Below are 14,735 nucleotides of genomic sequence, written 5' to 3'. Positions count from 1 at the left end.
ATGCTGAGCGATCAGGACCGCATCTTTACCAATATCTACGGCATGGGCGACCGCAGCCTGGCCGGGGCGAAAAAGCGCGGCTGCTGGGACGGCACCGCCGGCATCATCCAGCGCGGCCGCGACAAGATCGTCGAGGAGATGAAGGCCTCGGGCCTGCGCGGGCGCGGCGGCGCGGGCTTCCCGACCGGCATGAAATGGTCCTTCATGCCCAAGGAATCGGACGGCCGGCCGGCCTATCTGGTCATCAATGCCGACGAATCCGAACCCGCAACCTGCAAGGACCGCGAAATCATGCGCCATGATCCGCATACGCTGATCGAGGGGGCACTGATCGCCAGCTTCGCCATGGGCGCGCATGCGTCCTATATCTATATCCGCGGCGAATTCATCCGCGAGCGCGAGGCGCTGCAGGCCGCCATCGACGAATGCTATGACGCGGGTCTGCTGGGCCGGAACGCGGCGGGCTCGGGCTGGGATTTCGACCTCTACCTGCATCACGGCGCCGGCGCCTATATCTGCGGCGAGGAAACCGCGCTGCTGGAAAGCCTTGAGGGCAAGAAGGGCATGCCGCGCATGAAGCCGCCCTTTCCGGCGGGTGCGGGGCTTTACGGCTGCCCGACCACGGTGAACAACGTCGAGTCGATCGCCGTGGTGCCGACCATCCTGCGGCGCGGCCCGGAATGGTTCGCAGGCTTCGGCCGGCCGAACAATGCCGGGGTCAAGCTCTATGGACTGACCGGGCATATCAATGCGCCTTGCGTGGTCGAAGAGGCCATGTCGATCCCGATGCGCGAACTGATCGAAAAGCATGGCGGCGGCATTCGCGGTGGCTGGAAGAACCTCAAGGCGGTGATCCCCGGCGGCGCCTCCTGCCCGGTGCTGACCGCCGAGATGTGCGAAAACGCGATCATGGATTACGACGGCATGCGCGAGCTGAAATCCAGCTTCGGCACCGCCTGCATGATCGTGATGGACCAGTCCACCGACATCATCAAGGCGATCTGGCGGCTGTCGAAATTCTTCAAGCATGAAAGCTGCGGTCAATGCACGCCCTGCCGCGAGGGCACCGGCTGGATGATGCGCGTCATGGAGCGTCTGGTGCGCGGCGAGGCCGAGATCGAGGAGATCGACATGCTCTTCGACGTGACCAAGCAGGTCGAGGGGCACACGATCTGCGCCCTGGGCGATGCGGCCGCCTGGCCGATCCAGGGCCTGATCCGCAATTTCCGCGAGGAAATCGAGGACCGCATCAAGGCACAGAAAACCGGGCGCATGGGCGCCATGGCGGCGGAGTAGGCTTGGCGGATGGGCGATCGTCGCGCATATGATCAACGGAGGCGGCGGGGGCTTTGCGCCGCGCTCGCGCCTTGCGCGCGGGCGGGCCGCGGGCCGGCGCCCGCGTCCGGGAACGTGGCCTGCGGGGTGCGGTCATGAGGTTCACGCCGCGCTCACCCTTCCGTGTCGGGCCGCGCCGGGCCATGGATGTTATGAACCGGGTTCATGACATCAAGGAGGCACGAGCCATGAAGACGCTGTTCGCATCCGCCCTGACCGCCGCCATCCTCGCCCAGCCCGTACTGGCGCTGGAGCCGCTGGCGCAGGAAAAATACATCAACGACCGGCTGATCGCGGCGCGCATCGCCGACCGCGTGCGCCGCACCTGCCCCTCGATCGACGGGCGCATCCTCTACGCCTATGGCGAGGCGCGCAAGCTCAAGAGCTATGCCCGGAAAAAGGGCTATTCCGCCAATGAGATCGACGCCTTTCTGGACAGCAAGCCGGACAAGAAGCGCATCTATGCCATCGCCGAGGACTACCTGAGCCGCAATGGCGCGACGCAGGACGACCCGGAAAGCTATTGCCGGATCGGCCGCGCCGAGATCGAGAAGAACACCATCATCGGCAGCCTGCTGGTGGCGAAATGAGCGGCGCGATGATCAGGATCGGGCTGGCGGCCTGGGCCATGGCGCTGATCGGCGGCGGCGCCTTTGCGGATGGCGCGTCGGCCACCGTGCCGACCGGCGAAAGGTTCTATCTGAATTTCGACATGCTGGCGCCGGCCGACCTGTCCTGCGACGCCACCGGGCCGGGCGTGGACGCCCGGCAGACGCGCGATCTGGCGGGCAAGCCCGTCTTGCGCGTGACCGGCAATGCGCGCGGCGCGCGGATCACCTGCGAGCGCCCCGACGGCAGCCGCTATGTGACAAACGCCAATCGCCTCGAGCGCGATACCACCGTTGACCCGATCTGGGGAACGGTGACCTATCAGCGCGACAAGGATGCGATGACCGTCGTGCTGTACCGGGGCGAAAAATACGCGCCGCTCGCCGTCGCGCATGAATCGTTTCTGCGTGTCGTGCCGGGAACCGGGAACATGGACAGTTCCCTGGTCTCGCTGGGCGGATTGAATACCGGGGGCGCCGAGGCGGCGCCGATCCTGGAGGGCGACTGAGAATGCGGCGCGGCCAGACCGGCGGGCCGGATACAAGAACAAGGGTGAAGTGATGGCGGATCTTCGCAAGATCATGATCGACGACAGGGAAATCGAGGTTGATCCCAACCTGACCCTGATCCAGGCCTGCGAACTGGCCGGGGTCGAGGTGCCGCGCTTTTGTTATCACGAGCGGCTGTCGATCGCCGGCAATTGCCGCATGTGTCTGGTCGAGGTGGTCGGCGGCCCGCCCAAGCCCGCCGCCTCATGCGCGATGCAGGTGCGCGACCTGCGGCCCGGCCCCGATGGCGCGCCCTCGCAGATCCGCACCAACAGCCCGATGGTGCGCAAGGCGCGCGAGGGGGTGATGGAGTTCCTGCTGATCAACCACCCGCTGGACTGCCCGATCTGCGACCAGGGCGGCGAATGCGACCTGCAGGATCAGGCGATGGCCTACGGCGTCGATTTCAGCCGCTATCGTGAACCCAAGCGGGCGCGGATCGACGACGATTTCGGTCCGCTGGTGGGGACCGAGATGACGCGCTGCATTTCCTGCACGCGCTGCGTGCGCTTCATCACCGAGGTCGCAGGGGTGCCCGAGCTTGGCATCCTGGGGCGCGGCGAGGATTCCGATGTCGTGACCTATCTCGGCCGGATGCTGGAATCGAACATGCAGGGCAATGTCATCGACCTTTGCCCGGTCGGGGCGCTGACCTCGAAACCATACGCCTTTACCGCGCGCCCATGGGAGCTGACCAAGACCGAAACCATCGACGTGATGGATGCGCTTGGCAGCAATATCCGCGTCGATACCAAGGGCCGCGAAGTGATGCGAATCCTGCCGCGCAACCATGACGGCGTGAACGAGGAATGGATCTCCGACAAGACCCGTTTCGTCTGGGACGGGCTGCGCCGCCAGCGTCTGGACCGCCCCTATATCCGCGAAAACGGCAAGCTGCGCCCGGCCTCCTGGCCCGAGGCGCTGGAGGCTGCCGCCCGCGCGATGCAGGGCAGGAAGGTCGCCGGGTTGATCGGCGATCTGGTGCCGGTCGAGGCCGCCTTCAGCCTGAAACAACTGATCGAGGGGCTGGGCGGGCATGTGGAATGCCGCGTCGACGGCGCGCGCCTGCCGATCGGCAACCGCTCGGCCTATGTCGGGACGGCAAGCATCAGCGATATCGACAATGCCGCGATGATCCAGCTGATCGGCACCAACCCGCGCGAGGAAGCGCCGGTGCTGAACGCGCGCATCCGCAAGGCCTGGGCGCAGGGCGCGCAGATCGGGCTGCTGGGCGAACCGGTCGATCTGACCTATGACTATGCCCATGTCGGCAATGATCGCAAGGCGCTGGAAAGCCTGTCCGGCCGCGAGATCAGCCAGGAAACGCGGGACAAGCCGACGGTGGTGATCGTCGGGCAGGGGGCTATTCGCGAAGCCGATGGCGAGGCGGTTCTGGCCCATGCGATGAAACTGGCCGAGAACAGCAATTCCAGGCTCCTGATCCTGCACACCGCCGCCAGCCGGGTTGGCGCGATGGATGTCGGCGCGGTGACCGAGGGCGGGCTGGATGCCGCCATCCATGGCGCCGAGGTGATCTATAACCTGGGCGCGGACGAACTGGACATTACCCCCGGCGCCTTTGTCATCTATCAGGGCAGCCATGGCGACCGGGGCGCGCATCGCGCCGACATCATCCTGCCCGGCGCCTGCTACACCGAGGAAAACGGCCTGTTCGTGAATACCGAAGGCCGCCCGCAACTGGCCATGCGCGCCAATTTCGCGCCCGGCGAGGGCAAGGAGAACTGGGCCATCCTGCGCGCGCTTTCGGCGGAACTGGGCCGGACCCAGCCCTGGGACAGCCTGGCCGGGCTGCGCCGCGAGATGGTCAAGGCCGTGCCGCATCTGGCGCAGATCGACCAGGTGCCGGAAAACGAATGGCAGCCGCTCACGCGCCTTGACCTGGGCGATGCGCCCTTCCGTTATGCGATCAGGGATTTCTACCTGACCAACCCGCTCGCGCGGTCCTCGCCGCTGATGGGGCAACTTTCGGCAATGGCGGCGGCCCGCAAGGTCGCGCCGATGGCAGCGGAGTAGGCTTGATGCGATACGCCAGGGGAAAACTGATCGGGTTCGGGGCCGCCATCGCGATGCTGGCGGCCTGCGGCAGCGCGCGCGACGAACGCCCGCGCGCCAAGCCGGACCAGCTGAGCGTGGTGGTGCTGAAAAGCGATGCCGGGGCGCCCGGCAAGCAGGTGCTGACGCGCGGCCGGATCTCGACCAAATCGGGCGAGATCCTGATTCTCGAACCCGACGGATCGGTCACCGAGGTGGATCTGGACAGTGCCGAGGGCCGCGACGCATTCGCCCTGACCGAGGCCGATCTGATGGCGCTGAACGAAAACCTCGGGCTGGATCTGTCCGGCCTGCCGGATATGGCGCCGGTCAGGCCGCGCGAACCCACGGCGCAGGAAAAGGCGCTGGCCGCCTTCGCCGCGCGCACCAGACCGATGCGCCTGAACCTTCCGCGTAGTTTCGAGGCGAATCCCAAGGATTTTCAGGGCGCTCTCGTCGAAAGCTATGAAAGCCGGCGCAAGGGCGGCGACAGTCTGGTCGAAGTGACGGCAAACCTGCAGAGCGGGGTGGACGCCGACACGGCCTTCGCCTATGCCACATGCGCGCTGGCCAATTGGGCCGATGCCAAGGGAACGCCTTATGCCCGTCACATCCGCACCATCCGGGACCGCAAGGACGACCAGATCATCGTCGCGTCGGTCTTTATGCTGTCGGGCGAAAGGCCCCTGGGGCTGAGCGTGATGACCACCAGCGACACGATGCAGGAATGCAAGACACGCGGCATCCCGGCGGCGTGATGAGAGGGACGAAAGATCATGGCTGAATTCTGGGCCTCATCCTATGGTTTCGCGCTCAGCCTGCTGCTGCAGGGGCTGGCGGTCATCGCCTTTGTCATGGGGTCGCTGATCTTCATGGTTTACGGCGACCGCAAGATCTGGGCGGCGGTGCAGATGCGGCGCGGCCCGAACGTGGTCGGTCCCTGGGGGCTGCTGCAGACATTCGCCGATGCGCTGAAATATGTCGTCAAGGAAATCGTGATTCCCGCCGGCGCGGACAAGTTCATCTTTTTCCTGGCGCCCTTTCTGTCGATGATGCTGGCGCTGCTGGCCTTTGTCGTCATCCCCTTTGACGAGGGCTGGGTGATGGCCGATATCAATGTCGGCATCCTGTTCGTCTTTGCCGCCTCCTCGCTCGAGGTTTACGGCTCGATCATGGGCGGCTGGGCCTCGAACTCGAAATATCCGTTCCTGGCCTCGCTGCGCTCGGCCTCGCAGATGATCTCCTACGAGGTCTCGATGGGGCTGATCATCATCGGGGTGATCATCTCGACCGGCTCGCTGAACCTCAGCGAGATCGTGATGGCGCAAAAGGGCGACTGGGGCCTGCTCAACTGGTACTGGCTGCCGCATCTGCCGATGGTGGTGCTGTTCTTCGTCAGCGCCCTGGCGGAAACCAACCGCCCGCCCTTCGACCTGGCCGAGGCGGAATCGGAACTGGTCGCGGGCCATATGGTCGAATATTCCTCCACGCCCTATCTGCTGTTCATGGCCGGCGAATATATCGCCATCTACCTGATGTGCGCGCTGCTTTCGATCCTGTTCTTTGGCGGCTGGCTGTCGCCGGTGCCGTTCATCGCCGATGGCTGGTGGTGGATGGTCATCAAGATGTGGTTCTGGTTCTACATGTTCTCGATGGTCAAGGCGATCGTGCCGCGCTACCGCTACGACCAGTTGATGCGGATCGGCTGGAAGGTGTTCCTGCCGCTGTCGCTGGGCTGGGTCGTGCTGGTCGCGATCCTGGCCCGCTACGAGGTGCTGGGCGGTTTCTGGGCGCGTTTCGCGGTGGGGGGCTGACATGGAATTCGACACGCCAGCCGCGGCCCCGGCCAAAGCCAGTAACACCGACGGTCACGGCGCAACGCGCCGCGCCGCCCATCCACAAGCAGGGGAGCGTTCCTGATGGCCTTCGATTTCGCCCGCGCCACCAAATATTTCCTGATGTGGGATTTCATCAAGGGTTTCGCCCTGGGCATGCGCTATTTCGTCTCGCCCAAGCCGACGCTGAACTATCCCCATGAAAAGGGCCCGCTGAGCCCGCGTTTCCGCGGCGAGCATGCCCTGCGCCGCTATCCCAATGGCGAGGAGCGCTGCATCGCCTGCAAGCTCTGCGAGGCGATCTGCCCGGCGCAGGCCATCACCATCGATGCCGAACCGCGCGAGGACGGCTCGCGCCGCACCACGCGTTACGATATCGACATGACGAAATGCATCTATTGCGGCTTCTGCCAGGAGGCCTGCCCGGTCGATGCCATCGTCGAGGGGCCGAATTTCGAATATGCCACCGAAACCCGGGAAGAGCTGTTCTACGACAAGCAGAAGCTTCTGGATAACGGCGCCCGCTGGGAGGCCGAGATAGCCCGCAATCTGCAAATGGATGCGCCCTACAGATGACCGACGCATTTACCAAGCTTTTCGCGCAGATGCTGGCCTCGGGCCAGGAGATGGCGCGCGCCTTCAACCCCGCGCTTGAGCATGTCGACATGCGCGCGATGGAAAAGCTGGTGCCGATGATGCCGGCGGACATGCTGGAGATGTGGTTCGGCAAGACCTTCAACCGCGAGGGGCTGGACGCCAAGACCCGGCTCCTGCTGACCATCGGCGCGATCACCGTGCAGGGCGCGCTGGCCGAGCCGCAGCTGCGCATCACCATCCGCCAGGCGCTGCGGGCCGGCGCCACCAAGCGCGAGATCGCCGAGACCATCTTCCAGATGAGCATGTTCAGCGGCCTGCCCGCGATGCAGAAGGCGCTGGAAATCGCCCAGAGCGTCTATGAGGAAGACGAGGAGGACGAGGAATGATGACCTTTGCGTTCTACCTGTTCGCGATCAGCGCCTGCGTGGCCGGGTTCATGGTGGTGATCGGGCGCAACCCGGTGCACTCGGTGCTGTGGCTGATTCTGGCCTTTCTGTCGGCGGCGGGGCTGTTCGTCCTGCAGGGGGCGGAATTCGTCGCCATGCTGCTGATCGTGGTCTATGTCGGCGCGGTCGCGGTGCTGTTCCTGTTCGTGGTGATGATGCTCGATATCGATTTCGCCGCGCTGAAGGGGGAACTGGCGCGCTATCTGCCGCTGGGCCTGCTGATCGGCGTGGTGCTGCTGGCGCAGCTGGCGATCGCGCTGTCGGGCTGGACGCCCTCGGGCGCGGCCGAGGGGCTGCGCGCGGCGCCGGTGCTCGAAGGGGTGCAGAACACGCGCGGTCTGGGCGGCGTGCTTTACGACCGCTATGCGCTTGTGTTCCAGCTGGCCGGTCTGGTGCTTCTGGTCGCGATGATCGGCGCCATCGTGCTGACCATGCGCCACCGCCGCGACATCAAGCGCCAGAACGTGCTGGAGCAGATGTGGCGCGACCCGGCCAAGCAGCTGGAGCTCAAGGATGTCAAACCGGGGCAGGGGTTATGAAGCGTAGCATTCTGACAAGCGGGCTGTTCCTGGCGCTCGCCGCCACGCCGGCCATATCCGAAATCGACTGTGCCCGCGAAACCGAATCCGGCATGGAAGGCCTGTATGCCGAGCGCTTCGGCTACGAGGGCAGCGGTTTTATGGCCGAGGCCTATGTAAACCCCAGCTTCAACAGCAGGGACTGGGGCAGCTCGGATCGCAAGATTGCGCCGACCTCGGTGCCGGAGCTCAAGGGCTTCGACGGGTTCCGGGTCGTCGATTGCCGCAGCGGGCGGTTCCTGGCCTTTGGAAACACCTATGCCAACGATGCCCGCCTGCTGCTTGAGGCCGAGGCGCTGCGCGCCAAGGTCGCGGCACGCGGGCCGCTGACGCTGGACGATGTCAGAGCTGCCGGCGAGGCCGCCTATCGCGGCACCGATGTAAAGATCATCGCGCTGCGCGAGACCGAGCGGACCTGCAGTTGCATCAGCTTCAACAATAATCTGTCGCAAGACGACTGAACGTCGAATGCCCGGGCGCGACCCGGGACCATGGACCAAGGGACGATAGGATGATCGGACTGACACATTACCTTGTGGTGGGGGCGATACTGTTCGTCACCGGCATCTTCGGCATCTTCGTGAACCGAAAGAACGTCATCGTCATCCTGATGTCGATCGAACTGATGCTGCTGGCGGTGAACATCAACTTTGTCGCCTTTTCGACCCATATGGGCGATCTGGCGGGGCAGGTCTTCACCATGTTCGTGCTGACCGTCGCCGCGGCCGAGGCGGCCATCGGGCTTGCCATCCTCGTGGTCTTCTTCCGCAATCGCGGCTCGATCGCGGTGGAAGACGTCAACGTGATGAAGGGGTAGGCGGGAATGGAACAGATCATCCTTTTTGCGCCGCTTCTTGGCGCGCTGATCGCCGGCCTGGGCTGGCGCGTGATCGGCGAGCAGGCCGCGCAATACCTGACCACCGGCATCCTGTTCCTGTGCTGTCTGCTCAGCTGGATCCTGTTCCTGACCTTTGACGGCGAGATCCGCCAGATCCCGGTCATGGACTGGATCGTGGCCGGCGATTTCCAGGCCGAATGGTCGATCCGCATCGACCGGCTGACCGCGATCATGCTGATCGTGGTGAACACGGTTTCGGCATTGGTGCATATGTATTCGCTGGGCTACATGGCCCATGACGACAATTTCACCCATGACGAGCATTACAAGGCGCGTTTCTTCGCCTATCTGTCCTTCTTTACCTTTGCCATGCTGATGCTGGTGACGGCCGACAACCTTCTGCAGATGTTCTTCGGCTGGGAAGGGGTGGGCGTCGCCTCCTATCTGCTGATCGGCTTTTATTACAAGAAACAGTCGGCAGGCGCCGCGGCGATGAAGGCCTTCATCGTCAACCGCGTCGGCGATTTCGGCTTCCTGCTGGGCATCTTCGGGCTTTACTGGCTGACCGGCTCGATCCAGTTCGACGAGATTTTCCAGCAGGTGCCGGATATCGCGCAGACGCAGCTGGCCTTCCTGTGGCGCGAATGGAACGCGGCCAACCTGCTGGGCGTGCTGCTGTTCATCGGCGCGATGGGCAAATCGGCGCAGCTTCTGCTGCATACCTGGCTGCCCGACGCGATGGAGGGGCCGACCCCGGTTTCCGCCCTGATCCATGCCGCGACCATGGTGACGGCGGGCGTGTTCCTGGTCTGCCGCATGTCGCCGCTTTACGAATTCGCGCCGGATGCCAAGAACTTCATCGTGATCATCGGCGCGACCACGGCGTTCTTTGCCGCGACGGTCGGTCTGGTGCAGAACGACATCAAGCGCGTCATCGCCTATTCGACCTGTTCGCAGCTGGGCTACATGTTCGTGGCGGCGGGCGTCGGCGTCTATTCGGCGGCCATGTTCCACCTGCTGACCCATGCCTTTTTCAAGGCGATGCTGTTTCTGGGCGCCGGTTCGGTCATCCATGCCATGCATCACGAACAGGACATGCGGAACTATGGCGGGCTGCGCAAGAAGATCCCGCTGACCTTCTGGGCGATGATGATCGGCACCTTCGCCATCACCGGCGTCGGCATTCCGCTGACCCATCTCGGCTTTGCCGGTTTCCTGTCCAAGGACGCGATCATCGAAAGCGCCTGGGCGGGGAACCTCTTTGCCTTCTGGCTGCTGGTCATCGCGGCCTGTTTCACCAGCTTCTACAGCTGGCGGCTGATCTTCCTGACCTTTTTCGGCAAGCCGCGCGGCGATCACCACACCCATGACCATGCGCATGAAAGCCCGCGCGTCATGACCATTCCGCTGGGCGTGCTGGCCGTCGGCGCGGCCTTTGCCGGCATGGTGTGGTATGGCCCGTTCTTCGGCAGCCACGAGCAGGTGAACGCCTATTTCCATATCGCCGGCGGGCATGAGGCGACGGCCGAAAGCGAAGCCACTGCCGAGGCTGCCGTCGAGGCGGCGCCGGTCGAGGCCACGGACGCGGCCGAAGGCGAAGCCACCGCCGACGCGGCCCATGCCGAGGTCGCGCCACCGGTCGGCGGCGCGATCTACATGTCCCCGGACAACCATGTGATGACCGAGGCGCATGAGGCGCCCGCCTGGGTCAAGGTCTCGCCCTTCATCGCCATGCTGCTGGGGCTGATCACCGCCTTCTTCTTCTATATCGCCGATCCCAGCCTGCCGGGCCGGCTGGCCGCGCAGCAGCGGGGCCTGTATCAGTTCCTGCTGAACAAGTGGTATTTCGACGAGATCTACGACTTCCTCATCGTCGGTCCGGCGCGCCGGCTGGGCCGCCTGCTGTGGAAGGGCGGGGACGGGGCCTCGATCGACGGCACCATCAACGGGATTGCCATGGGTCTGATCCCGAGGCTGACCCGCGCGGCGGTCCGCGTGCAGTCGGGCTATCTGTTCCATTATGCCTTCGCGATGGTTCTGGGCATCGTGGGCTTGCTGATCTGGGTGATGATGCGGGGCGCGCACTGACATGACGAACCTACTTTCCATCATCACCTTCCTGCCCATCGTCGCTGCCATCATCATGGCGCTGTTCCTGCGCGGCGGCGACGAGGCGGCGGCGCGCAATGCCAAATGGCTGGCGCTGCTGGCCACCACGGCGACCTTCCTGATCTCGCTTTTCGTGCTGATCCGCTTCGATCCGGCCAATACCGGCTTTCAGTTCGTCGAGGATCACGCCTGGATCATGGGCCTGCGCTACAAGATGGGCGTGGACGGGATCTCGGTCCTGCTGCTGATGCTGACCACCTTCATGATGCCGCTGACCATCCTGTCCACCTGGGGCGTCGAGACCCGGGTCAAGGAATACATGATCGCCTTTCTGGTGCTGGAGGGGCTGATGATCGGCGTCTTCGCGGCGCTGGATCTGGTGCTGTTCTACCTGTTCTTCGAGGCCGGGCTGATCCCGATGTTCCTGATCATCGGCATCTGGGGCGGCAAGGACCGCATCTATGCGGCCTTCAAGTTCTTCCTGTATACCTTCCTCGGTTCGGTGCTGATGCTGGTGGCGATGATCGCCATGTACCGCATGTCCGGCACCACCGATATCGTCGCGCTGCTGCAATACGATTTCCCGTCCGAGACCTATCGCCTGCTGGGCATCACCGTGGTCGGCGGCACGCAGACGCTGCTGTTCCTTGCCTTTCTGGCCAGTTTCGCGGTCAAGCTGCCGATGTGGCCGGTCCATACCTGGCTGCCGGATGCCCACGTTCAGGCGCCCACCGCCGGCTCGGTCCTGCTGGCCGCGGTGCTCTTGAAGATGGGCGGTTACGGCTTCCTGCGCTTTTCGCTGCCGATGTTCCCGGTGGCCAGCGCGGTGCTGCAGGATTTCATCTTCTGGCTGTCGGCCATTGCCATCGTCTATACCTCGCTGGTGGCGCTGGCGCAGTCGGACATGAAAAAGGTCATCGCCTATTCCTCGGTCGCGCATATGGGCTATGTCACGCTGGGGATCTTTGCCGCCAACCGGGTGGGGCTCGATGGCGCGATCTTCCAGATGCTGTCGCACGGCTTCATCTCGGGGGCGCTGTTCCTGTGCGTCGGCGTGATCTACGACCGCATGCATACGCGCGAAATCGACGCCTATGGCGGGCTGGTTAACCGGATGCCGGCCTATGCCGCCGTCTTCATGTTCTTTACCATGGCCAATGTTGGCCTGCCCGGCACCTCGGGCTTCGTGGGCGAATTTCTGACGCTGCTGGGCACGTTCCGCGCCAATACCTGGGTGGCATTCGTGGCCACGACGGGGGTGATCCTTTCGGCCGCCTATGCGCTGTGGCTGTACCGGCGAGTAACGCTGGGCCAGCTGATCAAGGAAAGCCTGAAATCGATCACCGACATGTCCCCGCGCGAGCGCTGGATCTTCGTGCCGCTGATCGCCATGACCCTGATCCTGGGCGTCTATCCGCGGCTGGCCACCGATGTGACCGGGCCGGCGGTCGAGGCGCTGCTTGTCGATTACAACCAAAGCCAGCCGGAGGCGCCCGTCGCCACCGCCGCGGCCAGCCACTAGGGGGCGGATATGACCTCGCTCGATCTTTCGACCATTCTGCCCGAGCTGGTGCTGGCCGCCTATGCGCTGATCGCATTGATGGCCGGGGCCTATTTCGGCAAGGACAAGCTGGCGCGGGCGCTGCTCTGGGCCACGGTCGCGGCCTTTCTGATCGTGGCGGCCATGGTGGGCCTGGGCGATCACGTCGATGGCGCGGGCTTTTTCGGCATGTTCATCGATGACGGTTTCTCGCGTTTCGCCAAGGTGGTGACGCTGGTCGCGGCCGCCGCCGTGCTGGCCATGAGCGCCGATTACATGGTGCGGCGCAACCTGCTGCGCTTCGAGTTCCCGATCCTGGTCGCGCTGGCCGTGCTGGGCATGATGTTCATGGTCTCGGCCGGCGACCTGCTGACGCTCTACATGGGGCTGGAGCTGCAATCGCTGGCGCTTTACGTCGTCGCCGCGATGCGCCGCGACTCGACACGCTCGTCCGAAGCCGGGCTGAAATATTTCGTGCTGGGCTCGCTGAGCTCGGGGCTGCTGCTCTACGGCGCCTCGCTGGTCTACGGCTTTGCCGGCACGACCGGCTTTGCCGGCATCATCACCACCGTCGAGACGGGGCAGCTGTCGCTGGGCATCCTGTTCGGGCTGGTCTTCATGCTGGTCGGCCTGGCCTTCAAGGTCTCGGCCGTGCCCTTCCACATGTGGACGCCCGATGTCTATGAGGGCTCGCCCACGCCGGTCACCGCCTTTTTCGCCACCGCGCCCAAGGTCGCGGCCATGGCGCTGATCGCGCGGCTGGTCTTTGACGCGTTCGGAAATGTCGTCGGCGACTGGAGCCAGATCGTCGCGGCGCTGTCGGTCCTGTCCATGTTCCTGGGCTCGATCGCCGGGATCGGGCAGACCAATATCAAGCGGCTGATGGCCTATTCCTCGATCGCGCATATGGGCTTCGCGCTGGTCGGCATGGCCGGCGGGACCGCGCTTGGCGTGCAGTCCATGCTGCTGTACATGACCATCTACACGGTGATGAACGTGGGCACCTTTGCCTTCATCCTGTCGATGGAGCGCGACGGCGTGCCGATCGCCGATCTGGCCTCGCTGAACCGCTTTGGCTGGAGCGATCCGGTCAAGGGCATGGCGGTGCTGGTGCTGATGTTCAGCCTGGCGGGCGTGCCGCCGACACTGGGCTTTTTCGCCAAATACGGCGTGCTGATGGCGGCGGTCGATGCCGGCATGAGCTGGCTGGCGCTGCTGGCGGTGATCGCCTCGGTGATCGGCTCGTTCTATTATCTGCGCATCGTCTATTACATGTATTTCGGCGCCGAGACCGAGGGCCTGACCAGCCGCATGGGCGCGGCCCAGTATCTGAGCCTGATCGTGCCGGCGCTGGTCATGCTGATCGGCGCGTTCAGCATGTTCGGGGTCGATGCCGCGGCCGGCCGCGCGGCCGACACGCTGGTCGCCCCGGCGGGAGCCGCAACGCAGACGGACGGGGCCGCGATGCCGGCGCCCGGGTCCCTGCGTCTTGACTGAGCCCTGGCCCGAGGGCGTGGCCCGCCATGTGCTGGCCCGCACCGACAGCACCAATGCCGAGGCGCTGCGGCTGGCGCCCGGCCTTTCGGGTCCGGCCTGGATCATGACCCGCGAACAGTTCGCCGGTCGCGGCCGCCGCGGCCGCGACTGGGCGATGCCCGCCGGGAATTTCGCCGCCACGCTGGTCATGCGGCCGCAAGGCGGGCCGGCGGCGGCGCAGCTGTCCTTTGTCGCCGCGCTGGCGCTTTACGACGCACTCTCGGATGCCTGCGGCCCCTCGGTCCGGCTGGCGATCAAATGGCCCAATGACGTGCTGCTGAACGGCGGCAAGGTCGCCGGCATCCTGCTGGAAAGCGCGGGCTCGGGCGCCGGCCTGCAGGCGGTCGCAATCGGCATCGGCGTCAATCTGGCCGCCGCGCCCCCGCGCGACCGGATCGAGGCGCAGGCCGTGCCGCCGGTCTCGGTGCTGGGGGAAACCGGGCATCAGGTCGCGGCCGAGGATTTTCTAGACCTGCTGGCGCCCGCCTTCGCCGGATGGCTGGGCCAGATGCAGTCCTATGGTTTCGCGCCGATCCGCAACGCATGGCTGGCCCGCGCGGCAAGGCTGGGCGAGCCGATCATCGCCCGGACCGGCACGGCCGAGCATCACGGCGTATTCCAGGGCATCGACGAGCAGGGGGCGCTGATCCTCAACACTTCCGCCGGGCAGCGGGTCATCCCCGCCGCCGAGGTCTATTTCGGGACCTGATGA

15 protein-coding genes are annotated in these 14,735 nt (G+C 64.9%); all 15 read left to right on the top strand.

All coding sequences use genetic code 11. The features are described from left to right. The 15 genes from nuoF (at position 1) to IT41_RS09420 (ending at position 14,732) form a co-directional block, all read left to right on the top strand. Positions 1-1,296 carry an NADH-quinone oxidoreductase subunit NuoF gene (nuoF, locus tag IT41_RS09490; protein WP_036740717.1) on the top strand — a complete coding sequence of 432 codons (1,296 nt, stop codon included), beginning with the start codon at positions 1-3 and terminating at the stop codon, positions 1,294-1,296. A gap of 227 nt (positions 1,297-1,523) precedes the next feature. After that, positions 1,524-1,925 (top strand): DUF5333 domain-containing protein, encoded by a 402-nt coding sequence (locus tag IT41_RS09485; protein ID WP_036740646.1) that lies wholly within the window; start codon positions 1,524-1,526, stop codon positions 1,923-1,925. An 8-nt stretch (positions 1,926-1,933) separates the two neighbouring features. Next, on the top strand, positions 1,934-2,452 hold the full coding sequence (locus tag IT41_RS09480) for a hypothetical protein (RefSeq protein WP_139221638.1): 519 nt from the start codon (positions 1,934-1,936) through the stop codon (positions 2,450-2,452). 52 nt (positions 2,453-2,504) lie between these two features. Then, the gene (nuoG, locus tag IT41_RS09475; protein WP_036740644.1) at positions 2,505-4,526 is read left to right on the top strand and encodes an NADH-quinone oxidoreductase subunit NuoG; all 2,022 of its coding nucleotides are present in this window, start codon (positions 2,505-2,507) and stop codon (positions 4,524-4,526) included. Positions 4,527-4,531: 5 nt separating this feature from the next. Then, the gene (locus tag IT41_RS09470; RefSeq protein ID WP_036740643.1) at positions 4,532-5,302 is read left to right on the top strand and encodes a hypothetical protein; all 771 of its coding nucleotides are present in this window, start codon (positions 4,532-4,534) and stop codon (positions 5,300-5,302) included. Positions 5,303-5,320: 18 nt separating this feature from the next. Beyond that, a complete protein-coding gene (gene nuoH, locus IT41_RS09465) occupies positions 5,321-6,358 on the top strand; it encodes an NADH-quinone oxidoreductase subunit NuoH (protein WP_036740642.1) in 1,038 nt (345 codons plus the stop codon). A 105-nt stretch (positions 6,359-6,463) separates the two neighbouring features. Next, positions 6,464-6,955 carry an NADH-quinone oxidoreductase subunit NuoI gene (gene nuoI / locus IT41_RS09460; protein ID WP_036740641.1) on the top strand — a complete coding sequence of 164 codons (492 nt, stop codon included), beginning with the start codon at positions 6,464-6,466 and terminating at the stop codon, positions 6,953-6,955. Beyond that, positions 6,952-7,362: a carboxymuconolactone decarboxylase family protein gene (locus IT41_RS09455; RefSeq protein WP_036740640.1), complete on the top strand. Its 411-nt coding sequence runs from the start codon at positions 6,952-6,954 to the stop codon at positions 7,360-7,362. Before nuoI ends, IT41_RS09455 begins: the two co-directional genes overlap by 4 nt. Beyond that, positions 7,359-7,961, top strand: coding sequence for an NADH-quinone oxidoreductase subunit J (locus IT41_RS09450; protein WP_036740638.1), 603 nt, complete (start codon positions 7,359-7,361; stop codon positions 7,959-7,961). Before IT41_RS09455 ends, IT41_RS09450 begins: the two co-directional genes overlap by 4 nt. After that, positions 7,958-8,461: a hypothetical protein gene (locus tag IT41_RS09445; RefSeq protein WP_036740636.1), complete on the top strand. Its 504-nt coding sequence runs from the start codon at positions 7,958-7,960 to the stop codon at positions 8,459-8,461. Before IT41_RS09450 ends, IT41_RS09445 begins: the two co-directional genes overlap by 4 nt. 50 nt (positions 8,462-8,511) lie before the next feature. Further along, positions 8,512-8,817 carry an NADH-quinone oxidoreductase subunit NuoK gene (nuoK, locus tag IT41_RS09440; protein ID WP_036740635.1) on the top strand — a complete coding sequence of 102 codons (306 nt, stop codon included), beginning with the start codon at positions 8,512-8,514 and terminating at the stop codon, positions 8,815-8,817. Positions 8,818-8,823: 6 nt separating this feature from the next. Next, the gene (gene nuoL, locus IT41_RS09435) at positions 8,824-10,926 is read left to right on the top strand and encodes an NADH-quinone oxidoreductase subunit L (RefSeq protein ID WP_036740634.1); all 2,103 of its coding nucleotides are present in this window, start codon (positions 8,824-8,826) and stop codon (positions 10,924-10,926) included. A 1-nt stretch (position 10,927) separates the two neighbouring features. Beyond that, on the top strand, positions 10,928-12,469 hold the full coding sequence (locus IT41_RS09430; RefSeq protein ID WP_036740633.1) for an NADH-quinone oxidoreductase subunit M: 1,542 nt from the start codon (positions 10,928-10,930) through the stop codon (positions 12,467-12,469). Between the two features lie 9 nt (positions 12,470-12,478). Then, a complete protein-coding gene (nuoN, locus tag IT41_RS09425) occupies positions 12,479-13,984 on the top strand; it encodes an NADH-quinone oxidoreductase subunit NuoN (protein ID WP_036740632.1) in 1,506 nt (501 codons plus the stop codon). After that, the gene (locus tag IT41_RS09420; RefSeq protein WP_036740629.1) at positions 13,977-14,732 is read left to right on the top strand and encodes a biotin--[acetyl-CoA-carboxylase] ligase; all 756 of its coding nucleotides are present in this window, start codon (positions 13,977-13,979) and stop codon (positions 14,730-14,732) included. Before nuoN ends, IT41_RS09420 begins: the two co-directional genes overlap by 8 nt. Positions 14,733-14,735: the final 3 nt, after the last annotated feature.

It is taken from the genome of Paracoccus halophilus (assembly GCF_000763905.1).
GTDB classification, from domain to species: Bacteria; Pseudomonadota; Alphaproteobacteria; order Rhodobacterales; family Rhodobacteraceae; genus Paracoccus; species Paracoccus halophilus.
This window is presented reverse-complemented; position numbering and strand designations above follow the sequence as displayed.